Here is a 24,816-nt window from a genome sequence, read left to right as displayed (position 1 = left end):
GGCGGCTTGCACCACGCCAGCAGGCCGGAAAGCGCCGAAAAAGCGCCAAAAACCGCACATTGGCATGATCGATGCTGCGGTGCGGGAGCGGTGCGCGACTCAACTGGCATAGTGTGGGTCTCGCACGCGTCATGCCTGTGCGGTGCTGCAGTTGTTGCCGCGTTTCTCGCCGTGACGGTTCTAGCGTGACGGAACCGCTGCCTTCGGCACGCTCGACGCCCGCACAGCCGGCGTGCTTTCCGTATGCGGATACATCGTCAGCAGCGCGCGCAGCACGCCATTGGTCCAGCCGAAACCGTCCTGCAGCGGATATTCCCCGCCACCCGCCGACGATGCCTTCGCCGCCGCCGCGCTCACGTCGTACTTTTCGACCAGTTTGTGCGTGCGCTGGTAGTAGACGAGGTTGGTTGCGATCCAGCGCGTGGCGATGGTCTGCGCAAGCGCGTTTTCGCCGTAGCGGCGCAAGCCCGTCACGGCCAGGTATTGCAGCGGCGCCCAGCCGTTCGGCTCATCCCATTGCTGGCCGCTCGCCACCTGAGTGGTCGCGAGACCCCCGGGGCGCAGCAGCCCGGCGCGCACCGCGCCCGCCACCTGATGCGCCTGCGAGCGCGTGGCCACGCCCGTGTAAAGCGGATAAACCGTCGCCGCCGTGAGCCGGTGCGTGAGCGTGCGGTGCACGAAATCGTAGTCGCTGAAGGCGTGCAGTTGCGGGTCCCAGAGCACTCGACCGATCGCGGCCGCGCGTTGCTGCGCACGCTCGCTCATCTGCTGCGCTTGGGCCGCGTTGCCTTCCATGCCGTAGGCCCGGGCGAGCGCACGTTCGAGATCGACCAGCAGCGCATTCAGATCGACGGGCACGAGCGAGGTGATGTCGATGCTCGCGAGCGTGCGGTTATCGGCCAGCCAGCGCGAGCTGAAATCCCAGCCGGTTTCGCCGCCCGCGCGCAGATTGCGCCAGAGTTCGGGCGCGGCGCGTTGCGGCGCGCTTTGCGCGGTCAGCACGTCTTCGCGATACGACTCGTCGCGTGGCGTGTCGCGCGCGTCCCAGTAGCGGTTGAGCAGCGTGCCGTCGTCCAGACGTACGACGTGGCGCACGGCGTCGCCGGGCTTGAGCGTGTCTGCGCCCGCCATCCAGTAGTCGTATTCCTTGCGCAGTTCGGGCAGATAGCGCACATAGGTGGCGTCGCCGTCGCGGCGCGCGACCAGCGCCACCATCTGCGCGAAAAACGGCGGCTGCGAACGGCTCAGGTAATAGCTGCGGTTGCCGTTCGGAATATGGCCGTAGCGATCGATCAGGGTAGCGAAATTATCGAGTTCGTCGCGCGTCAGATCGTGCCGCCCGCTCGCTTCCAGACCGAGCATGATGAAGTACGAATCCCAGTAGTAAATCTCGTTGAAGCGCCCGCCCGGCACGACATACGGTCTGGGCAGCGGCAGCAGCGACGAATACGGTTGCTGGGTGGTGTCGGGGTTGCGGCGCAGCACGTCCCAGAGCGTATCGATGTGGCTCACGACGTCCTGATTCGGATCGGAAACATAGTGATCCTCGCTTGGTTTCCGATCGGAAAAATACTGCGCAACGAAGGCGCGCAGTGCGGTTTTGCGCGCGTCGGGATCGGTGATGCCGGCGTTGCGCGCGCTCCAGATTTCGTACTCTGAAACGATTTTCGCGGGCGCGGTATTTGGCTCCATGTCAGCGAACGTTTTGCTGTCCGGGAAGACCTGGGCGAGTTCGACATCGCGATAAAGCTGGCCGAAAAGCTCCGAGGGCGGCTTCGGTGCGGCTTGCGGGTTTTGCGGGTTTTGTGCGTTTTGTAATTCCTGCTGGGGCGCAGGCGCGGAGGCTGTCTGCGGCGCGGCGGATTGCGCGCTAGCGAGCGGTGCCGCGCAGGCGAGCGGCAGGGCGACGATCAGCGCTGCGGCGTGGTGGAAAAAATCCGGCATGGACAGGCGCTGGGCGCTCAGGCTTGAAAACGGCATCGGCGTGGCTCGCGGTGATTTTCGGTGGAAGGGCGCTTGCCGGCGCGCGACCGTGTCGCCGACAAACCGCTGTGGCGCAGCAATTTCCATTCCGCCCCGCTTTGAGATCGTTGCGCGCGAATCGAGTTTGCGAGGCTGTGCTTCGGCCCGGCACGCCGTCGAGCGATATCTCAAATCAGGATAGTGCCTATTCTCGATATCGCGTTGCACGATACCACCTGCCGCAGCCAAACTTGCGAAAAATCAACACGCAAACATGGAGACACCATCATGCGCACCCAGGTTGGCATTATCGGCGCGGGGCCTGCGGGCCTGCTTCTTTCCCATCTTCTGCATCTGCGCGGCATCGACTCGGTCGTGCTCGAAACGCGTAGCCGCGAGCAGATCGAATCGACGATCCGCGCGGGTGTGCTCGAACAGGGCACGATGGATGTGCTGACCGAAGCCGGCGTCGGCGCCCGCATGAAGGCCGAAGGCGCGCTGCATCATGGCTTCGAACTGGCTTTCGAAGGCAAGCGCCGCCGGATCGATCTGACCGAACTCACGGGCAAGGCCATCACGGTCTATGCGCAGCACGAAGTGCTCAAGGATCTCGTCGCGGCGCGCGTGGCGGCGGACGGCAAGCTCTTTTTCAGCGTCAAGAACACCTCGATTCACGGCATCGAAACCGATACGCCGTCGATCCGCTTCGAGCACGAAGGCGAACAGCACACGCTGCATTGCGATTACGTGATGGGTTGCGACGGCTCGCAGGGCGTCTCGCGCGCCGCGATTCCGGCCGCGCTGCGCCAGGATTACGAGCGTGTGTTCCCGTTCGGCTGGTTCGGCATTCTGGTGGAAGCGCCGCCTTCGTCGGACGAACTGATCTACGCGCGCCACGATCGCGGCTTCGCGCTGGTGAGCACGCGCTCGCCCAACGTGCAGCGCATGTATTTCCAGTGCGATCCCAAGGACAACGTCGATAACTGGTCCGACGACCGTATCTGGGCCGAAATGCACGCCCGTGTCGATTCGGAAGAAGGCCATCAGGTGGTCGAAGGCAAGATTTTCCAGAAGAACATTGTCGGCATGCGCAGCTTTGTTTCGACGACGATGCAGCACGGCCGCCTGTTCCTCGCGGGCGACGCGGCGCACATCGTGCCGCCGACCGGCGCGAAGGGCCTCAATCTGGCCGTCTCCGACGTGCGCGTGCTGACCGCTGCGCTCGACGCGTTCTACAAGGAAAACCGCACCGATCTGCTCGACGCCTACAGCGAAACCGCGCTGCGCCGCATCTGGCGCGCCGAGCACTTCTCGTACTGGATGACGCGCATGATGCACCGCCTCGACGACGCCACGCCGTTCGAGCAGCGTCTGCAGGTCGCGGAACTGGAACACGTGACGACCTCGCGCGCAGCCGCGATGTCGATGGCCGAAAACTACGTGGGCGCGGTGGCGGTGTAATCCGTTCGCACTCGTTGAGCGGCGGTAACGTCGCGATTACGCAAAAGGGGCGCAAAAATGCGCCCCTTTTTTCATGCCATGGCGGGTTCAAAGCGCCGTCAACCGCCTGATCGGCGAATGGCTCGCGCGCGGCATCCGGTCTCCCTGGCGAGTTCAGATCCAGCCGAGCCAGCGCCACCACGTCGCCGCGAACAGCAGCAGCAACAGATAGCCGATGATCGTCAGCACGAGGCCCACGCGCGCGAACTGCCGCGCGGTGAAGGTATCGGTGGCGAGGCAGACCATGTTCTGCGGCGCGTTGATCGGCAGGATAAAGCCGAAGCTCATCGTGAAGCCGAGCAGCATGGCGATGCCCAGGCGGTTGAAATCGCCCGACATCGACTGCAGGACCGCGATCAGGATCGGCAACATCGCGGAGGTGAGCGCCGTGGCGCTGGCAAAACCGAGGTGAATCACGATCAGAAACGCCGCGAGGATCGCGAACGTCATGAACGGCCCGGCGGTGTCGAGTCCCGTGTGATGCGCAACGAGGTCGCCGAGCCACTGGCCGGCCTTGGTCGTCAGCAGCGCGGTGCCCAGACTGATCCCCACGCCGAACACAATCACCGTGCCCCACGGAATGCGGCTTTGCACGGTCTTCCAGTCCATCACGCCAAAGCGCGGCAGAAGCAGCAGCACGAGGCCCGCATACGTGACCGAGGTGGTGTCGAACGCATGCAGCTTGCCTTCGGTGGCCCAGAAACAGAGCAGGCCGATGGAGACGCCCAGCAGGCGTTTTTGCGGCCCCGTCATGGGACCGAGTTCGCGCAGCGATGTCTCGACGGCTTCCTTGCCGCCCGCGATGGCATCGGCTTCGGGCGGCAGCATCTTGAGCACCAGAACCAGCAGGATCGCCGACATCGCCAGCGCCCACGGCGCGCCCGCGATCAGCCAGTCGAGCCAGGTCACGCGCGCGCCGAGCATCTTGTCCATGAAGCCGACGGTCAGCAGATTCTGCGCGGCGGCCGTTTGAATGCCGACGTTCCAGATGCTGGTCGCTTCGGCCACCACGATCATGATGCCGGCCGCGATATTCGAGCGCTTGTCCACGCCAAAGGCCGAAATCACGCCGACCATGATCGGCACCACGCAAGCGCTGCGCGCGGTAGCGCTGGGCACGACGAGCGAGAGCACGATCGTCACCGCAATTGAGCCGATCAGAATGCGCCTCGTAGTCGTGCCGATCAGCGCAAGCGTGACGAGCGCGATGCGCCGGTCTAGCCCGGTCACGGTCATAGCCGCGGAGATGAACAGCGCGCCCGCCACCAGCGCGAGCGCGGAATTGGAGAAGCCCGCCAGCGCCATGCTGATCGCTTTGGACGTGCCGTAAAGCTGCGAGGGATCGTCGATGGTGGGCGCGGTGCCTACGAGAAAGGCCATCAGCGAAGTGATGATGATGGCGCTGGCTTCATAGGAAACCGCTTCGGTGAGCCACACGACCACGGCGAACGCGAGGATCGCCAGCATGCGCTGACCGGCTACGGGCAGGCTCGCGGGCAGCGGCAGCAACATCACGACAACCAGCGCGATGGCGCCCGCAATCAGCCCAATCGGCGGACCGGTTTTCTTCTGCGCCTGGACGGCGGAAGCCTCGGGTTTCGCTGCGTTCATGGGTTGCGCTCCGTGTGGACCGGCACGTCGCGCATCGTCCCATAACGAATCTGGGCCTGCTTCGTAGGTGTGCTGTAACGGTCTGGCGGAAAAAAAGCGAATGAACGCTTGTAGGTGCTTGTGAACGCTTATGAGCGTTCCGGGCGGGGATGTAGCGGGGATTCGTGACAGACCGGCGATGCGCCGGTCCGCAATGCTCAAACAACGACAGCGGGAACGACGGCGAACTTACTGGCTGGCGCCCTGGGCGGCAGCGGCTTTCTTCTGCGCGTCCTGGAGGTTCTGCGGGTAGTTCGGGTCGTTGTTCGCGGGCTTGTAGCCAGCGTCTTCCAGCTTCTTGAGCTCGGCGTTGTTCTTCGCGCGAGCGGCTTTGCGGGCGGCCTTGCGCTGTGCGCGGGCCTGTTTCTTCGCGGCGGACTTCTGTTCCTTGGTCATCGGCGCCGATGCCGTGGCCGGTGCCATGGCGGCAGGCGCGCTGGCTTCCTGGGCGAACACGGGCGCGGCGGTGCCGAGCAGGAAAGCGGCGGTGGCCGCAACGAGAGTCAGCTTGCTGGTGGTGGAACGCATTGATACCCCTCTTGGTTGGTGTGTGCTGCTGGATTCAGGGTTTGTGATGCAGGCAAGGCGAGAAGCAGGCAAAAAGCCTCAAAGCAGCGCGACCCGAAACGAACACGTCGCGCCCGGGGCTCAATGTATACGATCCTTGCAATTGACGGTAGCAAGTGCCGACCCTGGCCGACCCTGACAAGAGAGCGGTGCGCGCCCGCGTTCTAGAGCTTTGCCGCCGCGCGTTCGACGATAAGCGTGCGTTGCGCGAGCGTCGCCGCGTTCTGCTGGCGCACGCGTTCCACGATCGCTGGCGGCGCGCTATGCGGACTGCCTGCATCGAAGGGCGGCGCGGGCGCGTATTCGAGCTCGAGCTGCAGCGCCTGCGCGGCATCGTCGCCGATCAGCTCGGCGGCCAGCGTGAGCGCGAAATCGATGCCGGCCGTAATGCCGCCGCCGGTGATCAGCGAGCCGTCGCGCACGACGCGTTCATGCACCGGGATGGCGCCGAACGGTTCGAGCAGCGCATGGAAGGCCCAGTGCGTGGTGGCGCGGCGTCCGCGTAGCAGACCTGCCGCGCCCAGCATGAGTGCGCCGGTACACACGGACGTGACGTAGCGCGCCTGGCGCGCCTGATGCTGGATGAAGGCGAGCGTGGCATCGTCTTCGAGCAGCGGGCCGACGCCGCTGCCGCCCGGCACGCAAAGCACGTCGAGCGGCGGACAATCGTCGAAGACGGTATCGGGCGTGAGCCGCATGCCGGTTGCCGAAACGACCGCCTCGCGATGCTTCCAGACGAGCCGAACCTGGGTATCCGGCATCGAGGCCAGCACGTCGTAGGGACCGCAAAGGTCGAGCGGTTGCACCTGTGGGAACAGCAGAAAGCCGATTTGTAGCGTCATGGCGAGGGCCCTGAAGTGACGATAAAAGAAGGGCGGCCCGCATTGCGTTGCGGACCGCTCATCGTCACTCTAGGTGCGAGCGGGCCCGCGCAAGCGCCAAAAAACGCGCAAAAGCTGCCAGCGCTTCACGCGTTTGTGCCAGCATCCTGCCAGACCTCATTACAGAATCCTGTTGCCACATGGATCTTCATGTCACCGTGTCCGGCCGTCGCGACCTCGCCGGGCAGATCTATCGCCAGTTGCGCGAGCGCATCGTCGAGGGGCGGCTGGCGGGCGGCACGCGCCTGCCGTCCACGCGCGATCTCGCCGATCAACTGGGCGTCTCGCGCAAGACCACGCTCGACGTGTTCGAGCGGCTGCTCGCCGAAGGCTATCTGATCGCGAAACGCGGCTCCGGCACCTTCGTCGCCGATACGCTGGAGCGTTTGCCCGCGCGTGCGCCCGGACATCCGAATGCGCAGATTCGCGCGGCGCTGGCGCAAAGCGGCACGTCGAATGCCGCGCGCAACGCACCGCGCGCTGCAGATGAAGACACGCCGCCGTGGTGGCAAACGCAAACCGAAGCACTCGCGCTGCCGCGTCCCGATCCGCGGCTTGCCTGCGATTTCGCGGGCGGCATCACCGACAAGACGCGTTTTCCCTTCGACGTCTGGCGCCGCTGCATCACCGATGCGCTGCGCGTGCAGGCGCGCGGTCAGGGCGCGTATCGCGATCCGGCCGGCGAAGAAAAGCTGCGGCTCGCGGTTTCGCGCTATCTCGCCTTCAATCGCGCGGTGGCGAGCAACTGGGACGACGTGATCGTCACGCAGGGCGCGCAGCAGGCGCTCGCGCTGCTGGCGCGCGTGACTTTGCGGCCCGGCGACACGATCGCCGTGGAAGATCCCGGCTATCCGCCTGCGCGCGAAGCGTTCGGGGCGCTCGGCGCGAAGGTCGTGCCGGTGCCCGTGGACGCCGACGGTCTGATCGTCGACCAGTTGCCGAAGGACGCGCGCGTGGTCTACGTGACGCCTTCGCATCAGTTTCCGCTTGGCATGCCGATGAGTCTCGCGCGGCGCGTGGCGCTGCTCGAATGGGCGCAGACGCACGGCGCGCTGGTGATCGAAGACGACTACGACTGCGAATTCCGTTTCGAAGGGCGTTCGCTCGAACCGCTCAAGAGCCTCGATAACGCCGGTCTCGTGGCCTACGTGGGCACGTTTTCGAAGACCATCTTTCCCGAGTTGCGCGTGGGCTACATGGTGCCGCCCGCCGCGCTCAAGGGCGCGCTGCTGCGCGCGCGCCAGACTGCGGATTGCCACGGCTGCGTGCTGACGCAGACCGCGCTCGCGGATTTCATGCTCAACGGCCACTTCGCGCGCCACCTGCGGCGCGTGCACCAGACCTATGCCGAACGTCGCGCGCGCCTGCTCGGCCATCTGCGCGGACCGCTTGCCGCATGGCTCGAACCGGTCATGCCGAACACGGCGGGGCTGCATCTTGCGGCGCGTCTCGTCGATGGCGCCGATGAAAACGCGCTGCTGGCGGCGGCGCGCGCGGCCTCGGTCGGCTTGCATGCGCTCGCGCCGTTTTATCTGCAAACGCCTGCACAGGCGGGTTTTCTGTTCGGCTATGGCGGCGTGGAAAGCGCGCAGATCGACGCGGCGCTCGACTCGCTCGCCACGCATCTTGCGGCGGCGTGAAGCATGCGCTGAACGTCACGCGCCGTGTAAAAGCTGTTACGAAAGACACTATTGCGACGTTTGCGATGCTGCCGAACGTGCTTCGCGAAGGTCGTCGGAACGCGAAAAACGCCATACGTGTGGCGTTTTCGCAGCATCGACGCCGCCTCGCAGTCGCCTGGACGCACCGGTCATGTGCCGCACCGGACCACGTTTACCCCTGTAAACAGGCGTCGAAATGTGTTCATAGGTGGGCTTCGAACAAAAAATTTGCATCGACGATGCAAAAGAATGACGCAAAACGCTTGCACGCTTGTAGAATCCGCCGATGAAGCATTTGCATCCCGCTGTGCTTCGTCGATTCACTGACCAACACTGGTAGGAGAAACATGCCGACTTCCGCAAAGAAAGTGGCCAAAAAGGCAGCTGCCCCGGCCAAGAAGGTTGTTGCTAAAAAGGCCGCAGCGCCCGCCAAGACGGCAGCCGCTAAGACGCCCGCAGCTAAGAAGGTCGCCGTGAAGGCGTCCGGCGCACTGTCGCCGATCAAGGACACCTTCACGAAGGCCTCGCTGGCTGCTCACGTCGCTGAGCGCGCTGGTGTCGAACCGAAGGCAACGAAGGCTGTGCTCGCCGCACTGGAAGACACGATCCTGGGTTCGGTCCACAAGAAGGGCGCTGGCGAATTCACGCTGTCGGGCCTTCTGAAGATCGTCGTTCAGGCTGTGCCGGCGAAGAAGAAGCGCTTCGGCAAGGACCCGTTCACGGGTGCAGAGCGCTGGTTCCCGGCCAAGCCGGCTAGCGTTCGCGTCAAGGCACGCGCGCTGAAGAAGCTGAAGGACGCAGCTGCAGGCTAAGCGCCTCGCGCCGTGGCCGTGAATCGGCTGCGGTATGCGTGAGTACCCAAGGAATCCCCGTTGGCTTTTCGCCCACGGGGATTTTTATTTGCCTGCGAAAAATGCAGGGAAATGAAATACGTAAGTTCTATGTTCAGATGTTATGGCGCAGATATCTGTAATATCGGGCAATATATAAGGCATAGTCAGTAAGCCTGATTTTCTATTGATGCTGCCTGGTTGAAGTTTTCTTAAAACTCATGCGCTCATGTTATGGCCGGTTCTGAATTCAGCATTCGGCAGGTCGAAGCCTTCCGCGCCTTGATGGCGTCGCGCACCGTCACGCGCGCCGCGCATGCGCTGGGTGTATCGCAGCCTGCGGTGAGCCGTTTGCTCGCCGATTTCGAAGCGAGCGTGGGCTTTGCGCTGTTCGAGCGCAAACATGGACGGTTGTGGCCAACGGGGCAGGCGCATGCGCTGCATGCGGAAGTCGAACGTGCGTTCAACGGATTCGATCGCGTCGTGCAGGCCGCTGCGCAGATTCGCGAGCAGCGTCGTGGCGCAATCTGTGTTGCGGCTGCGCCGGAATTCGCGGCGGATTTTCTGCCGCGTGTGGCGGCGGCGTTCGCGCACGAGCACGCAGGCGTCGATGTCAGCCTGCTCACGCTTGGTGCGGCGCAAGCGCTGGAGCGTGTGGCTGCGCAGCGCTGCGATCTGGCGATCGTCGGCGAAACGGTTTCCACGCGTGGCGTGCGGCTCGAACGTCTTGGGCAATGGCCGATGCGTGGCATCGTGCCGCGTGGTCATCCGCTCGCGCGCAAACGCGCGTTGAACGCGGCGCATTGCGAAGGCGAGGCTTTCGTTTCGTTTGCGGCAGGCACGCCCGAACGTGTGCGGATCGACCGGCTATTCGCGGAATGTGGCGTGACGCGCAGAACCGGCGTCGAAGCGGATTACGCGCAGGCGGTCGTGACGCTCGTGGAGGCGGGCATGGGCATCGCGCTGATCGACCCGGTCACGGCGGCGGTGGCGGGCGCACGGGTGGCCGTCAAGCGCTTCGAGCCGGCGCTGGAGGTCGCGGTGATGGTGGCGCGCAACGAGCGGCAGGAAACGGCGCCGCTGGCCGACGCGTTCGCCCGGCATGCCGCGGCGGCGCTCGCGCGGTTACGGTGAATCGCCGGCGTTGTCGCTGGCGTTAGACGCGCGATCGATCCTTCAGCACGAAACCGCGTGCCCAATAAAAAACCAGCCTCGGCTTGCGCCTGAGGCTGGTTGTGTACAGCATCGCATCGCACGGCCGGGCATGCGCCCGGCTCATGCTGACGATCAGAACTTGTGGCGGATGCCCAAGCTGACGATCTCTTGCGAGCTCGAAGCCGAGTTGTAGCCGTACGAACCGATCGATGCCGTTGCGTTCACGCCCGGTTGGCCCGGCTGCGTGCCGTTGGCGTGCTGGTAAGCCGCCACAGCGTAGAAGTCCGTGCGCTTCGACAGGTTGTAGTCCGCACCCAGCGAAACCTGGTGGTACGAGCTCGACGTGTCGCCTGCAGCGTGCGTGTAGATGTAGCCCAGACCCAGCAGCAGTGCCGGGTTCAGCTGGTAGCCCAGGAACGCGCCGCCGACGTTGTAACGCTCGGTCGACTGGAACGTCGAGTAGCCGTCCGGCTTGACTTGCACGTTGCTGTAACGCAGGCCGATCGTGAACGGACCGGCGACGTACTGGCCAGCAACCGAAGCGATGCCAACCGACTTCGCCGATGCGAATGCGTCGGTGATGACGCTGCCGTCCTGGAACACGTTGTCCGAGGTTGCCTGCGATGCCCAGCCGCCGTTCGTCGTCAGGCGGTTAGCCGGGTTCGACGAGTTGTCCATGCGGAAGTAGCCAGCAGCGATGTTCAGCGAGCCGATGCCGTACGTACCGGCTGCGCCCCAGCTTTGACCCGAACCCGTCGAACCAGCGACGCCGCCCAGTGCGTACATGCCTTCGAACTGGAAGCCGTCCAGAACCGGCGACGTGTACTTGATGGCGCTGTTGGTACGCGAGCTGTTGTCGTTATTGTCGATGTCGCCCGGCGTTGCGAACTGGCTACCGAAGTAGTTGTCGCCCGTCAGCGGCTGAACCAGGTCGACCAGCGGGTCGTACTGACGGCCCAGCGTGACCGTACCGAATTGCTCATGCGTCAGACCAACGTATGCCTGGCGGCCGAACAGGGCGGAGTTGCCGTTGTAGCTGCCCATCTTGCCGTTGTTGATGTTGAAGCCGTTTTCCAACTGGAAAATCGCCTTCAGACCGCCACCCAGATCTTCCGTGCCCTTGAGGCCGAAGCGGTTGCCCGACAGGTTGCCGCCAGCCAGTTGATACAGATTCTTGTTGGCGCCATCGACTGCGGTGTTGTGAACCCACTGGATCGATTCATCGATCACACCGTAGAGGGTGACGCTGCTTTGTGCATGTGCCACGCCGGTCGCGGCCAGCAGGGCCAGCGAGAGGGTCGAGAGTGCGACTCGTTTCATCCAGAATTCTCCACGCAGATGTTTGATTTAGTTGTTGCTGTTGCGCAAAGGAGAATAACGCAGGGGTGCAAAACCACCGAACTGAAAAAAAATCAGTGTCGCGAAAAGCTGACACCCGCCGGTAAGGCCTTGAAAAGCGGGCGATTACGCCATTCTTCTGGATCTCGAAATACTGGATTGTTGACTCTGCATTATTGTCGTTTCTGCTACAAGTCGCGAAAAGTGCAACCTCGTCGAAAGACGAATACGGGTAAACATGGAGCAACCAGGGGTGTGCCCTGGTTGCGCCGTTAAATAGGCTTACTCATGGGTATGCGTGGCGCGCACTCTAATAAGGAGTGCGGTGTGAAGGGATGCTGAAGAAGCCAGATCGACGCGATGCGAGCGGCGCTTGCCTAGTTCTTGTCGCGCTTGCTGGGATGACGTCGGCTGGCGGCGGCGGTCACCGCCAGTGTGGCGCTGGCGACCAGCAGGACCGAACTCCAGGGATGGCGTTTCAGATAGCGGTCGGCGGCCGCGACCGTGCGGCCGGCCTGCACCAGCGTGAGAGCGGCGGCATAGGTGGCGCTGTCTTCCAGGCGCACGACCGAGCGGCGAATCTGCAGCGCGCCCACGCCACGCCGCGCAAACGCCCCGCCCGTCGCGCGCGCCCGGCCGATGGCGCGCAGCGGTTCGTGCAGATCGTCGGCCGCGCCGGTGGCATCGGTTTCGGCGGTCAGAGCGGCGGCGTAGGGCGGCGGCGTGCCGGCGCTCACACCGTTTTCTGTTTCAGCGGCGGTTCCGATCGGCACGGCAGTCGCTTTGGGCGCGCCGATGGCCGCTTCGCGCAGCGGCGCGATCGTCGAGGCGGCCAGCACCGAGGCGAGCTTGGCGCGGCTGCCCGGCGGCGTTTCTTCGAGAAAACCCCAGGCGCCGCGCGGATCGTGCAGGCGGCCACGCGCGGCCGAAAATTCCGCGCCTAACAAGAGCACTGCAGCAGAAAAGTACAGCCACATCAGCAGCACCGCGAGCGAACCGGCGGCGCCGAACGCCGTCGCCATGCCCGCATGCGCGAGATAAAGCGCAAACAGCTTCTTGCCGACCGAAAACAGCACGGCGGCGACCACGCCGCCCACCATCGCATCGCGCCATTGCACGAGTGCATCGGGCAAAAAGCGCAGCAGCGCGCCGAAGGCCACCGCGAGCACCAGCAGCCCCACCACGAACTGCACGATGTTGCCGATAAACAGATAGGTCGACGCGCCCAGCAGCCACTGGCCGACGAAGGTGATGACGGCATCCAGCACCAGCGAAACAATCAGCAGAAAAGCGACGCCCAGCACGAGACCGAACGAGATCAGCCGCACCCGCACCAGCGCGATCACGGAGGAGGTGCGCGGCCCGTCCGGCGGCCACACCATATTGAGTGCGGAATTCAGCGACGAGAACGTTGCGGACGCCCCGACCACCAGCAGCACCAGCGAGATCACCGCGGCCAGCCCGCCCGCGCCGCCCGCGCGATGAGCGTTCTGCACGATGGTGGTGATGCCGGCGGCGGCGTCGTTGCCCAGCACGTTATGCACCTGCCGGAACAGTTCGCCGCGCGCGGCATCGGCGCCAAAAAACCAGCCCGCCACGGCGATCACCATGACCAGCGTGGGCGCGAGCGAAAACGCCGAATAGAAGGCGATGCTCGCGGCCAGCGACGGGCAGCGATTCGCGAAGAATTGCCGGCACGCGCCGACGACCCAGGAAGCTTCCTTGCGGGCGGCCGATTCGAGCCGCCGGGATGAAATGGTTGCCATAGTTATGCGTCCCGCGTTCGAGCATGTTCCGGCGCAACGGCCGGAAAAGTCCACCAAAAAAGCCGACGAAAAGGAACGAGGAGGCGGCCCTGCCGGCACTGCACCTTTCGTTTGACTATAGCAATCCCGATACCCGCCTGCGCGCTATGCGCCGCGGCGCAAGTCGTGCGATCCGGTTCTCAAAACGTCTTATACTGAATCTACCCACAACCAGAAAGCCGAGGACCGCACCATGCTGCAAATGTCCCGGCGTCAGTTCCTCAAGGTCACGGCTACGTCGCTGGCAGGTTCCAGCCTCGCGTTGATGGGCTTCGCGCCTGACAACGCATTAGCCGAAGTCCGGCAATACAAACTGGCGCGCACCACTGAAACCCGCAACACTTGTCCATATTGTTCGGTGGGCTGCGGGATACTCATGTACGGTCTCGGCGACGGCGCGAAAAACGCCACCGCGAGCATCATCCACATCGAGGGCGATCCCGATCACCCGGTCAATCGCGGCACGCTTTGTCCCAAAGGCGCCAGCCTGATCGATTTCATTCATAGTCCGAATCGCCTGAAGTATCCCGAATACCGCGCGGCCGGATCGAACGAGTGGAAACGCATTTCGTGGGACGAGGCGCTCGACCGCATCGCGAAACTGCTCAAGGAAGATCGCGACGCGAATTTCGTCGATAAAACCGCCGACGGCAAAACGGTCAACCGCTGGCTGACCACCGGCATGCTGGCCGCTTCGGCGGGCAGCAACGAAGTCGGTTATCTCACGCATAAAGTGGCCCGCTCGATGGGCCTGCTCGCATTCGATAACCAGGCGCGTGTCTGACACGGCCCGACGGTGGCAGGTCTTGCCCCGACGTTTGGCCGTGGTGCGATGACGAACCATTGGGTCGACATTCGCAACGCGGACGTGATTCTGGTGATGGGCGGCAATGCAGCCGAGGCGCACCCGTGCGGCTTCAAGTGGGTCACGGAGGCGAAGGCGCATCGCAAGGCGCGGCTCATCGTGGTGGACCCGCGCTTCACGCGCACGGCATCGGTCGCGGACTATTACGCGCCGATCCGCACCGGCACGGATATCGCGTTCCTGGGCGCGGTCATCAACTGGCTGCTCACGAACGACAAGATCCAGCACGAGTACGTGAAGAACTACACGGACTTCTCGTTTATCGTGCGCGACGATTACGCGTTCAACGACGGCATCTATTCGGGCTACAACGCTGAAAAGCACGCGTATCCGGATAAATCGTCGTGGAACTACGAAATCGGCGATGACGGCTTCGTGAAAACCGACCCTACACTGCAGAACCCGCGCTGCGTGTATCAATTGCTCAAGCAACATTACTCGCGCTATACGCCCGAGATGGTGGAAAAGGTCTGCGGCACGCCGAAGGATAAATTCCTCAAGGTGTGCGAAATGCTGGCGAGCACGGCGGTGCCGGGGCGCGCGGGCACGATACTCTATGCGCTGGGCTGGACCCATCACTCGATCGGCGCACAGATGATCCGCACGGGCGCGATGGTGCAATTGCTGCTGGGCAACATCGGCATCGCGGGCGGCGGCATGAATGCGCTGCGCGGCCACTCGAACATCCAGGGGCTGACGGACCTCGGCCTGATGTCGAATCTGCTGCCGGGCTATATGACGCTGCCGGTCGAAGCCGAGCAGGACTACGGCGAGTACATCAAGAAGCGTGCGCCACAACCGTTGCGGCCGAATCAGCTCAGTTACTGGCAGCACTACGGCGCGTTCTTCGTGAGCTTCATGAAGTCGTGGTGGGGCGATAACGCCACCCAGGAAAACAACTGGGGTTACGACTGGCTGCCCAAGCTCGACAAGTCCTACGACCTGCTGCAAACCATCGAGCTGATGAATCAAGGCAAGATGACCGGCTATATCTGCCAGGGCTTCAACGTGCTCGCGTCCTCGCCGGACAAGGCGAAAACGCTGTCCGCGCTCGGCAAGCTCAAGTGGCTCGTCATCATGGACCCGCTCGCCACGGAAACATCGGAGTTCTGGAAGAAGTACGGCGACTATAACGATGTCGATTCCACATCGATCCAGACCGAGGTGTTCCGCCTGCCGACGACCTGCTTCGCCGAAGAAAACGGCTCGCTCGTGAGTTCGAGCCGCGTGTTGCAATGGCACTGGCAGGGCGCGCAGCCGCCGTTCGAGGCAAAGAGCGATCTGGAGATCATGTCGGGGCTGTTCCTGCGGATTCGCGCCGCCTACCAGAAGGATGGCGGCAAGGTGCCCGACCCGATCCTCAAGCTCAGCTGGCCGTATTCGGACCCGGAAAGCCCGACGCCCGAGGAACTCGCCAAGGAGTACAACGGCCGTGCGCTCGCCGATCAAACCGATCCGAAAGATCCCACCAAGGTGCTCGTGAAGAAGGGCGAGCAACTGGCGGGCTTCGCGCAACTGAAGGACGACGGCACCACGGCCAGCGGCTGCTGGATCTTCTGCGGCGCGTGGACCCAGGCGGGCAACCAGATGGGCCGGCGCGACAACTCGGACCCGACCGGCATCGGCCAGACGCTGAACTGGGCCTGGGCGTGGCCGGTGAACCGGCGCGTGCTCTACAACCGTGCATCGTGCGATACCGCGGGCACGCCGTTCGATCCCACGCGCAAGCTGATCGGCTGGAACGGCGCGGCGTGGACGGGCGCCGATGTGCCCGATTGCAAGGTCGACGAATCGCCCGATCTCGGCACGGGACCGTTCATCATGAACCCGGAAGGCGTGGCGCGTTTCTTCGCCCGCGACGGCATGAACGAAGGTCCATTCCCCGAGCATTACGAACCGTTCGAAAACCCGCTGGGTTATAACCCGTTTCATCCGAACAATCCGCAGGCCACGTCCAACCCGGCCGCGCGCGTGTTCCCGGACGACCGCAAAACCTTCGGCACCGCGCAGAATTTCCCGCACGTTGCCACCACCTATCGCCTCACCGAGCACTTCCACTTCTGGACCAAGCATGCGCGCCTGAATTCGATCATCCAGCCGCAGCAGTTCGTCGAAATCGGCGAAGAGCTGGCGAAGGAAGTGGGCGTGGCCGATGGCGGGCGCGTGAAGGTGTCGAGCAATCGCGGTTATCTGATTGCCGTCGCCGTGGTCACCAAACGCATCAAGGCGCTCACGATCGAGGGCAAAAAGGTGCATACGGTGGGCGTGCCGCTGCATTGGGGCTTCACGGGACTGACGAAACCCGGCTATCTGACGAATACGCTGACGCCGCCTGTCGGCGACGGCAATTCGCAGACGCCGGAATTCAAGTCCTTCCTCGTGAAAGTGGAAAAGGCATAACGGGGGGAACATGGCATTCCAGTCGCTCGACATCAAACGCCTGTCCGCCACCACCACGCCGCCGCCAGGCGTGCGCGAGCCGGTGACGGGCACGGTCGCGAAGCTTATCGACGTCACCAAGTGCATCGGTTGCAAGGCGTGTCAGACCGCGTGCATGGAGTGGAACGACCTGCGCGACGAGGTGGGCATCAACACGGGTGTGTACGACAATCCGCGCGATCTCACCGAACACTCGTGGACCGTGATGCGTTACACGGAATACGAGAACCCGGACGGCAACCTCGAATGGCTGATCCGCAAGGACGGCTGCATGCATTGCGAGGACCCGGGTTGCCTCAAGGCGTGCCCGTCGCCAGGTGCGATCGTGCAATACACGAACGGCATCGTGGATTTTCACGAAGAGAATTGCATTGGCTGCGGCTATTGCATCACCGGTTGCCCGTTCAACATTCCCAGGCTTTCGAAGACGGAGCATCGCGTGTACAAGTGCACGCTGTGCTCCGACCGCGTGGCCGTGGGGCAGGAGCCTGCGTGCGTGAAAACCTGTCCGACTGGCGCCATTGTTTTCGGCACCAAGGAAGACATGAAAGTGCACGCGGCCGAGCGTATCGAAGACCTCAAGGAACGCGGCTTCGATAAGGCCGGGCTCTACGATCCGCCGGGCGTGGGCGGCACGCATGTGATGTACGTGCTGCATCATGCGGATACGCCGTCGCTGTATCACGGCTTGCCCGATAACCCGCGCATCAGCCCGTTCGTGCGTTTGTGGAAAGGCGTGGCGAAGCCGCTTGCGCTTGCGGGCATCGCGCTCGCGGCGGTGGCGGGCTTCTTCCACTACACGCGCATCGGCCCGAACGAAACGCATGCCGAGGACGAAGAAGCCGCGCTGAACGAAGCGCAGCGCATTCGTTCGCAACGTGGCGGTATCCCGCCCGAGGAGCGCAACGATGAGCGACCATGAACCGCGTCTGATCCAGCGTTATACGGCCAACGAACGCAGCAATCACTGGATCACGGCCATCACCTTCGTCCTGCTCGCGCTTTCCGGGCTGGCGATGTTTCATCCGGCCATGTTCTGGCTTTCCGCGCTGTTCGGCGGCGGGCAGTGGACGCGCATCCTGCATCCGTTTATCGGCATCGTGATGTTTGTTTCGTTCATGATTCTCGCGCTGCGTTTCTGGCATCACAACTATCTGGACAAAGCCGATGTGCAATGGCTCAAACAGATGGACGACGTGCTCAATAACCGCGAGGACAAACTGCCCGAGATCGGCAAATACAATGCGGGACAGAAGCTGTTATTCTTCACGCTGGTGGTTTGCCTCGTGCTGCTGCTGGTGAGCGGCATCGTGATCTGGCGGCGCTACTTCTCGTTCTATTTCCCGATCGGGATCATCCGCCTTGCCGCCGTCGTGCATGCAGCCGCGGCCTTCGTCCTGATCGTGAGCATCGTCGTGCATATCTATGCGGCGATCTGGGTGAAGGGTTCGATCGGCGCCATGACGCGCGGTTACGTCACCTGGGGCTGGGCGCGCAAGCATCATCCGCGCTGGTTCCGCGAGAGCATCAAGTAGCGTTGCCTGGTAATAGCGCTGCTGGCAAGCCGCCTCGTCCGAAAGGGCGCGGCGGCTTTTTGCTGGTTGGACGGAAAGTGGCTGGACGGAGACTAAGCCGTGACGCAACAACGCATTCTCGACCCCGAGCAGATCCAGACGCAGGACCCTTCCGCGATTCCGCGCATCCGCCTGCCCGAACGGCTGACGCTGTTCAGGGAGCGCGCCGCGCGTCTGCGCAAGCTCGCGGATCGCAATCCTATCGGCGGCTATATGCGCCTCATGGCGGCGCTCGTGGACGCGCAGCAGCAGGCGCTCGAACATCTCGACGCGCAGATGCCTTCCGCCGAGGCCATCGCCAACGCACAACGTCATTCGATGCCGATCTTGCCGGCGCTGGGCGCGGAGCGCGACCCGCAATGGCGCACGGTGCTGCGTCGTCTCGCCGATCGCGTGGAAGCGGCGGGCGCGGTGACGCCTGCGCTGGCCAAGGTGCTCGACGCATTGCGCGCGATGAGCGACACGCAACTCGACGCGCAAGCGGACGCACTGCTCGCGCAACGCTACGCCGAAGTCATGCCCGCCACCGCGCCGTTCGTGATGGCCGCGCTGCAAACGGTATGGACCGATCTGGCGAGCCGTCTCAACGCGCAGGATGTGCCTTACGTGGATGCGCCGGGCGTGTGTCCCGTATGCGGTCTGCCGCCTGTGGCGAGCATCGTGCGCGTGGGCGGCGCATTCCAGGGTTATCGCTATACGCAATGCAGCTTGTGCGGCACGGAAAACCATGTGGTACGCGTGAAATGCACGAATTGCGATTCGACCAAAGGCATCGCGTATCACGGCATCGAAGGCAGCGACGGCGCCTTGAAAGCCGAGTCGTGCGACGAATGCCATACGTATCGCAAGATCGGCTATCAGGACAAGGATCTCGAATGCGAACCGCTCGCCGATGATCTCGCGAGCCTCACGCTCGATCTGCTGATGAGTGACGCGGGCTACCGGCGCGCGAGTGCGAACCCGCTGCTGTATCCCGAAGCACCGGCCGATCAGTGAGGCGAGTCCCATGAGCGAAACCGTGGCGCACGGTGCGAAACCCGCGCTAAATGCCTTGCTCGCGCAGATGCCGGCGGTGGAACGCGTGATCGCCTCGGCCGCTGCACAGACCTTGATCGCGCAATACGGGCGCACGCAGGTGCTCGAAGCAATCCGCGCGACGCTCGACGGATGGCGCCGCGATGTGCAGTCCGGCGTGTATCTTCACGCTGACGATGTACAGCACCCGTTCTCCATCGAGCACGTGATCGCCGATGCCGATATCGCTTTGCAAAAGCGTTCGCAGGGAAAATTGCGGGCGGTTTTCAATCTCACGGGCACCGTGCTGCATACGAATCTGGGCCGCGCGCTGCTGCCTGACGAATCGGTGCGCGCGGTGGTGCAGGCGCTCACGCAACCTGCGAACCTCGAATTCGATCTGGCCACCGGCAAGCGCGGCGATCGCGACGATCTGATCGACGAACTCATTGGCGAACTCACGGGCGCGGAAGCGGCCACGGTCGTGAACAATAATGCGGCGGCGGTGTTGCTCACGCTTTCCGCGCTGGCCACGCGCAAGGAAGTGATTGTCTCGCGCGGCGAACTGGTGGAGATTGGCGGCGCGTTTCGTATCCCCGACATCATGAGTCGCGCAGGCGCACGTCTGCGCGAGATCGGCACGACCAATCGCACACATCTTAAGGATTACGAAGCGGCGATCAATGCACGCACAGCTTTGCTGATGAAAGTGCATTGCAGCAACTACGCAATCAGCGGTTTTACGAAAAGCGTCGAACTGGACGAACTCGCACCGCTGGCGCGACAACATGGATTGCCGGTCGCGGTCGATCTTGGCAGCGGCACGCTGACCGATCTCACGCAATGGGGCTTGCCTGCCGAGCCAACCGTGCGCGCAACCGTGCAAGCCGGCGCGGATGTCGTGACCTTTAGCGGCGACAAATTGCTGGGCGGGCCGCAAGCGGGCTTGATCGTCGGCAGGAAGGATCTGATCGCGAAGATCAAGAAGCATCCGCTCAAGCGCGCGCTGAGAGTGGGCAAGCTCACGCTCGCGGCGCTGGAGCCGGTGCTCAGGCTCTATCAGGCACCCGAGTTTCTGCGCGAACGGCTGACGACGCTGCGCCTGCTCACGCGTCCCGCCGCCGAAATGCACGAAGCCGCCACACGCGCCTTGCCTGCGTGGCAGCGCGCGCTGGGCGAAAGCTACGAAGCGAGTATCGCGCCGATGTTCAGCCAGATCGGCAGCGGCGCATTGCCGGTCGATGTGCTGCCGAGTAGCGGCCTCGTGCTGCGCCATCGCGGCAAGGGCGGCAGCGGCCGCGCGCTGCTCAGGCTCGAACGCGCGCTGCGGGCGTTGCCGCGCCCGGTGATCGGCCGTATCGCCGACGATGCCCTGCACCTCGACCTGCGCTGCCTCGAAAGCGCCGACGAAGCGGCCTTCATTGCCCAACTCGCGGAGCTGCGCCTGTGATCGTTGGCACAGCGGGGCATATCGATCACGGCAAGACCACGCTCGTGCGCGCGCTGACGGGCGTGGACACCGATCGCCTGAAGGAAGAGAAAGCGCGCGGCATTTCAATCGAACTCGGCTACGCGTATACGCCGCTTGCGAACGGCGACGTGCTGGGATTTATCGACGTTCCCGGCCATGAAAAGCTCGTGCACACGATGGCGGCGGGCGCATGCGGCATCGACTTCGCGCTGCTCGTGATCGCCGCCGACGACGGCGTGATGCCGCAAACGCGCGAACATCTCGCGATCCTGCAATGGCTGGGCGTGCAGCACGGTGCGATCGCGCTCACCAAAGTCGATCGCGTGGATGCCGGGCGTCTCGCGCAGGTACGCGCGGAAATCGCCGCGTGGCTCGCGCCGACTTCGTTACGCGACGCGCCGATCTTCGAAACCCACGCAAGCGAGCCCGATAACGCGGGCGTCGCGCAACTCGATGCGTATCTGCGCGAGCGGGCGATGCAATGGCAATCGCGCGGCGACGATGGTTTGTTCCGGCTCGCGGTGGACCGCGTATTCACGTTGACCGGGCAGGGCACGGTCGTGACCGGCACGGTCTTCGCGGGCCGCGTGCAGACCGGCGATACGCTGCTGCTCGCGCCTGCTGGCGAGCCCGTGCGCGTGCGTGGCATCCATGCGCAGAATCGTGCTGCGGAAATCGGCCATGCGGGACAACGTTGCGCGCTCAACCTTGCTGGCGTCGACAAGGATCACATCGCGCGCGGCGACTGGATCGTCGATGCGCGGCTTGCGCAACCGGCTACGCGGCTCGACGTCGAACTGCAATTGCTCGCCGATGCGGACATCACCCTGCAACACTGGTCGCCACTGCACGTGCATCTGGGCACGACGCATCGTGTGGTGAACGTTGCGCTGCTCGAAGGCGAAACACTTGCGGCGGGCGAGCGCGCGCGCGTGCAGTTGGTGTTCGATGCACCGCTGCATGCGCTGCCGGGCGACCGCTTTATCGTGCGTAACGCGCAGGCGAGTCGTACCGTGGGCGGCGGACGCGTGCTCGATCCCTTCGGCCCGTCGCGCAGACGGCGCACGCCGGAGCGGCGCGCGTGGCTCGATGCGCTGCGTGCGTGGCTGGATGAAGGGCGTGTCGATGCGCTGATCGCGCAGGCGCCGCGCGGGCTCGAACGCAGCGCATTGACGCAGTTGACGGGCTACGATGCGGCGACGCTCGCGTTACCGGACGACGTGATCGTCATCGCGCCGCAAGGCCGCGCCGAAGATTCGATTGTGCTGGCGCGTGAACATTGGACGCGGCTGGTTGCGCGCATCGTCGATGTGCTGGGCGATTTCCATGCGCGGATGCCCGACGAGCAAGGCCCGGATGCCGCGCGTCTGCGGCGTATGGCAGCGCCGCTTGTCACTGATACGGTATGGCGCGCGGCTGTCGATGCGCTGGTCGAGCAGGGGCGCATTGCGCGTAGCGGGCCGTGGCTGCATCTGCCTTCGCATGCGGTTTCGCTCGACGCGGAAGAGGAGGCGCTGGCTGCGCGGCTTATGCCGCTGATCGCGCTAGGCCGTTTCGATCCGCCGTGGGTGCGCGATCTCGCGCGCGATATGCAACAGCCGGAAGAGAAGGTACGCGCGTTGCTGCGTAAGCTTGCACGCCTTGGGCGCTTGTATCAGATCGTGCGCGATCTGTTTTATGACCGTGAGGTTGTGCACGATCTCGCGCGCCTGATTGCGGAGATGGCGCTCGGTGGTCGTGCGGGTGTCGGTGCGGCGGCGTTTCGCGATACGTCCGGTCTCGGGCGCAAGCGCGCGATCCAGATTCTGGAGTTCTTCGATCGCGTTGGATATACTCGGTTTCAGCGCGATCTGCATTTTCTAAGACCCGATAGCCGAATGCGTGAATGGCTTTGATTTTGTTTTGTGTCTCGATCGTTGTGCAAGGGAAGGCAATCGCATCCGGTGGTGCGGCTGGACTTCAAATCCAGTTGGGGACGTCAGCCGTTCCTGGGACAGTTCGACTCTGTCTGCTTTCCGCCCAAATTTTTCCATCCACTTCGTAATAATATAAATAAAGGAATACGAATTAACGGGTGGAGAAGTTTCGTGATCTCTACGCCGTGTCCGGCACAGGCGTCGCCAGCACACCAGGCGCAACAAGGATTGCTGCACGGGCGAGCGGGTCGCTGAGCGTTGCGGCGAAGATCGGCTGGCATGTGTCGTTGGCGCGCTGCGCCGCGACCGCGAGCGTCACCAGTGCGAGCGCCGTGCCGCTTGCGCCGTTGGCAAGGCCTAAATGACTGCTGCGCGCGGGCGCTTCGTCCTGCCAGGTACGTTCGGCGATCGTCACGATTTCGCTGCGCGTGGCGTTGCGCTGATCGGCGTCGCTGATCAGACCATAGGGCGCATTCCCGGGGTAAAGAGGGGCGAACTGCGCGCGCGCTTTTTCCAGTACATGATCGAGCGTGCTCTTCGTGGCGCCGTCTGGCACATGCTGAGCCGCCACGAGCCGATGCAGACGCGGTGCCTGCATGGCCAGCGGTGTGTCGGGACGCGCGAGCAACAGCGCGCATGCGCCTTCGCCTGGCACCTCGCCGTCGGGCCGGTCGTGTCCGTAAAGGCGTCCCTCGCGTGCGAGCACATTCACGGCCTGTTGCGTCGCGCATGAATCGAAAGCCAGTACGACGTGCGGCTCGCTCCCAGGCAGCAGGTGCAAGGCCTGAATGACCTCGTCGACAACCATGCAGCCCTGGACCGGATTCGCGATCACATGCAATTGCGCTTGCGCCAGTCCCGGCGGCACGCGTTCCTGCGCCGCGTGTGTTTCGAGCCATGCCGCTAGCGTGGCCGCTTCGTGCTGCCAGCGTATCGGCACCAGCAGATGCAGTTTTAGCGGCGGGGTGTCGGGCGTGGGATTCGAGAGCGCGGCGTGGCGTTCGAGCAGTTCGTCCAGCGCATCGGCCGCGAGCGCCAGCGCACGCCAGTGCTCGTCGCGCAGTGTTTCGTGTTGGGCCGATACAAGCAGTTCCGTGTCGAAGCGATCGAGCGAGAGCGCTTCGACGCTGCCTGCAAATACGCCGCTGCCATCGGGACGTTCGAGATCGGGGTGCAAGCCGAGCGCGCGATTCGCTTGCGCGGCAATCAGGACCTCCGCCGTGGTCGCACCTGCGGGCACTCGCACGCTGCTGTCGATCAGCGCTGCGGTGAGTCCCTGCGATGCGTCGGGCGGCGCGGTCGTCGTGGACGTGGATGCCGTAGCCGCAGCGCCATGTTGCTGTGCATCGGGCAGCGTCTTGCGCTGTTGGAGAAGCGCACGCGCCACCGCGATGCCGACGGTCAAAGCGATCGGCAGGGCAATGCCGCAGAGTATCAACTCCCGTTGGCTGGGCTGATGCCACGTGGATCGCCACCAGAAATAGAGCGCCGTCCACACGACAATAAAGGTCACGGCCACTGATGCCGTCCTGCGCAACGCCTTGATCATCCCTGTCGTCACCCCGTTTTCGATGCGATTCGAATCGCTTGTATGGCGCGTTTGCTTCGCGCGTTTCAGTCGCTGCCGGCCGACTGGCTCGCGATCAGCGTCGCGCCACAGGCCGTCTTGTGGCCGTCGCGTGCAACGGCTTCGCCTTGCACGCTCATTGTGTCGTCGCCTTCGGCGATATGGTTCGAGCCGTGAATCGGGCAACTGACCGTGTCGTTGCGGCGAGCGATTCCACGGTTCTTCACCGACGACACGGCCGAAGCGCTCGTGACGCTGCCGCCATGGCTGTGCTTGTCGCCCAGAACGATGAAGGGCTTCGACATGAATGGGTCTCCTTGCAGGGCGGGTGACGCGATGTGTGCAGCGATTGAACGGGAATGCGCCGCCGAAAACGGGCGAATTTACTGGCTACGCGCTTCTTTAAACCGGAATTGAATGGTCGGTCCGGTATTTATTGCCTGAAAATATAATAAAAGATTGTATCGATGGCTGATTGCCGGATTTGCTGCCTGCCATTATCGCGTTCAATGTCGATGCGTCAAGCTTTAAAGAAGGATGGTTTTTCAGTAGCCGAAAACGATATGCTGATCTAGAATCTCATCGATGTAATATTTGTAGGGTTTGGTTATTCATTGTGCA

Annotated in this window: 18 protein-coding genes and 1 tRNA gene; 11 read left to right on the top strand and 8 right to left on the bottom strand. The window is 63.6% G+C overall.

From position 1 onward, the window contains the following. Positions 1–180: 180 nt before the first annotated feature. Positions 181–1,980 carry an alpha,alpha-trehalase TreF gene (gene treF / locus U5A67_RS07655; protein WP_321813584.1) on the bottom strand — a complete coding sequence of 600 codons (1,800 nt, stop codon included), beginning with the start codon at positions 1,978–1,980 and terminating at the stop codon, positions 181–183. Between the two features lie 270 nt (positions 1,981–2,250). On the opposite strand from treF, the gene U5A67_RS07650 reads away from it, so the two are divergent. Then, positions 2,251–3,423, top strand: a complete 1,173-nt coding sequence (locus U5A67_RS07650) for a 4-hydroxybenzoate 3-monooxygenase (protein WP_205985497.1) — start codon at positions 2,251–2,253, stop codon at positions 3,421–3,423. Positions 3,424–3,576: 153 nt separating this feature from the next. On the opposite strand, the gene U5A67_RS07645 is transcribed toward U5A67_RS07650, so the two are convergent. The 3 genes from U5A67_RS07645 to U5A67_RS07635 form a co-directional block, all read right to left on the bottom strand. Beyond that, a complete protein-coding gene (locus U5A67_RS07645; RefSeq protein ID WP_321813583.1) occupies positions 3,577–5,073 on the bottom strand; it encodes a DASS family sodium-coupled anion symporter in 1,497 nt (498 codons plus the stop codon). Positions 5,074–5,301: 228 nt separating this feature from the next. Continuing rightward, positions 5,302–5,640, bottom strand: coding sequence for a DUF4148 domain-containing protein (locus U5A67_RS07640; RefSeq protein WP_205985495.1), 339 nt, complete (start codon positions 5,638–5,640; stop codon positions 5,302–5,304). A 203-nt stretch (positions 5,641–5,843) separates the two neighbouring features. Continuing rightward, entirely contained in the window at positions 5,844–6,521 is a 678-nt protein-coding gene (locus U5A67_RS07635) for a DJ-1/PfpI family protein (protein WP_321813582.1), read from the bottom strand. 179 nt (positions 6,522–6,700) lie between these two features. Here U5A67_RS07635 and U5A67_RS07630 point away from each other — a divergent pair, with 179 nt between their 5' ends. From U5A67_RS07630 to U5A67_RS07620, 3 genes are all read left to right on the top strand, one after another. Beyond that, the gene (locus U5A67_RS07630; protein WP_321813581.1) at positions 6,701–8,200 is read left to right on the top strand and encodes a PLP-dependent aminotransferase family protein; all 1,500 of its coding nucleotides are present in this window, start codon (positions 6,701–6,703) and stop codon (positions 8,198–8,200) included. A gap of 368 nt (positions 8,201–8,568) precedes the next feature. Further along, positions 8,569–9,033 carry an HU family DNA-binding protein gene (locus U5A67_RS07625; RefSeq protein WP_205985492.1) on the top strand — a complete coding sequence of 155 codons (465 nt, stop codon included), beginning with the start codon at positions 8,569–8,571 and terminating at the stop codon, positions 9,031–9,033. A 252-nt stretch (positions 9,034–9,285) separates the two neighbouring features. Continuing rightward, positions 9,286–10,185, top strand: coding sequence for a LysR substrate-binding domain-containing protein (locus U5A67_RS07620; protein WP_321813580.1), 900 nt, complete (start codon positions 9,286–9,288; stop codon positions 10,183–10,185). 153 nt (positions 10,186–10,338) lie between these two features. On the opposite strand, the gene U5A67_RS07615 is transcribed toward U5A67_RS07620, so the two are convergent. Together U5A67_RS07615 and U5A67_RS07610 are read right to left on the bottom strand one after the other, a co-directional pair. Then, the gene (locus tag U5A67_RS07615) at positions 10,339–11,526 is read right to left on the bottom strand and encodes a porin (RefSeq protein WP_205985490.1); all 1,188 of its coding nucleotides are present in this window, start codon (positions 11,524–11,526) and stop codon (positions 10,339–10,341) included. A gap of 395 nt (positions 11,527–11,921) precedes the next feature. Further along, on the bottom strand, positions 11,922–13,316 hold the full coding sequence (locus U5A67_RS07610) for a YihY/virulence factor BrkB family protein (RefSeq protein WP_321813683.1): 1,395 nt from the start codon (positions 13,314–13,316) through the stop codon (positions 11,922–11,924). Between the two features lie 226 nt (positions 13,317–13,542). Here U5A67_RS07610 and fdnG point away from each other — a divergent pair, with 226 nt between their 5' ends. The 7 genes from fdnG (at position 13,543) to U5A67_RS07575 (ending at position 22,730) form a co-directional block, all read left to right on the top strand. After that, a complete protein-coding gene (fdnG, locus tag U5A67_RS07605) occupies positions 13,543–16,614 on the top strand; it encodes a formate dehydrogenase-N subunit alpha (protein ID WP_321813579.1) in 3,072 nt (1,023 codons plus the stop codon). Positions 16,615–16,624: 10 nt separating this feature from the next. Then, positions 16,625–17,575: a formate dehydrogenase subunit beta gene (gene fdxH / locus U5A67_RS07600; RefSeq protein ID WP_205985488.1), complete on the top strand. Its 951-nt coding sequence runs from the start codon at positions 16,625–16,627 to the stop codon at positions 17,573–17,575. Continuing rightward, positions 17,562–18,188, top strand: coding sequence for a formate dehydrogenase subunit gamma (locus U5A67_RS07595; RefSeq protein WP_205985487.1), 627 nt, complete (start codon positions 17,562–17,564; stop codon positions 18,186–18,188). The genes fdxH and U5A67_RS07595 overlap by 14 nt, the downstream gene beginning before the upstream one ends. Before the next feature lie 99 nt (positions 18,189–18,287). Next, on the top strand, positions 18,288–19,223 hold the full coding sequence (gene fdhE / locus U5A67_RS07590; RefSeq protein ID WP_321813578.1) for a formate dehydrogenase accessory protein FdhE: 936 nt from the start codon (positions 18,288–18,290) through the stop codon (positions 19,221–19,223). A 10-nt stretch (positions 19,224–19,233) separates the two neighbouring features. Continuing rightward, positions 19,234–20,691 (top strand): L-seryl-tRNA(Sec) selenium transferase, encoded by a 1,458-nt coding sequence (selA, locus tag U5A67_RS07585; RefSeq protein WP_321813577.1) that lies wholly within the window; start codon positions 19,234–19,236, stop codon positions 20,689–20,691. Further along, entirely contained in the window at positions 20,688–22,607 is a 1,920-nt protein-coding gene (gene selB, locus U5A67_RS07580) for a selenocysteine-specific translation elongation factor (protein ID WP_321813576.1), read from the top strand. The genes selA and selB overlap by 4 nt, the downstream gene beginning before the upstream one ends. A gap of 30 nt (positions 22,608–22,637) precedes the next feature. Beyond that, a tRNA-Sec gene (locus U5A67_RS07575) sits at positions 22,638–22,730 on the top strand. Positions 22,731–22,806: 76 nt separating this feature from the next. Here U5A67_RS07575 and U5A67_RS07570 read toward each other — a convergent pair. After that, on the bottom strand, positions 22,807–24,177 hold the full coding sequence (locus tag U5A67_RS07570) for a hypothetical protein (protein WP_321813682.1): 1,371 nt from the start codon (positions 24,175–24,177) through the stop codon (positions 22,807–22,809). A gap of 65 nt (positions 24,178–24,242) precedes the next feature. Continuing rightward, positions 24,243–24,500 (bottom strand): PAAR domain-containing protein, encoded by a 258-nt coding sequence (locus U5A67_RS07565; RefSeq protein ID WP_205985483.1) that lies wholly within the window; start codon positions 24,498–24,500, stop codon positions 24,243–24,245. Positions 24,501–24,816 lie beyond the last annotated feature (316 nt).

It is taken from the genome of Paraburkholderia sp. J69-1 (assembly GCF_905220255.1).
In the GTDB taxonomy this organism is placed as follows: domain Bacteria; phylum Pseudomonadota; class Gammaproteobacteria; order Burkholderiales; family Burkholderiaceae; genus Paraburkholderia.
This window is presented reverse-complemented; position numbering and strand designations above follow the sequence as displayed.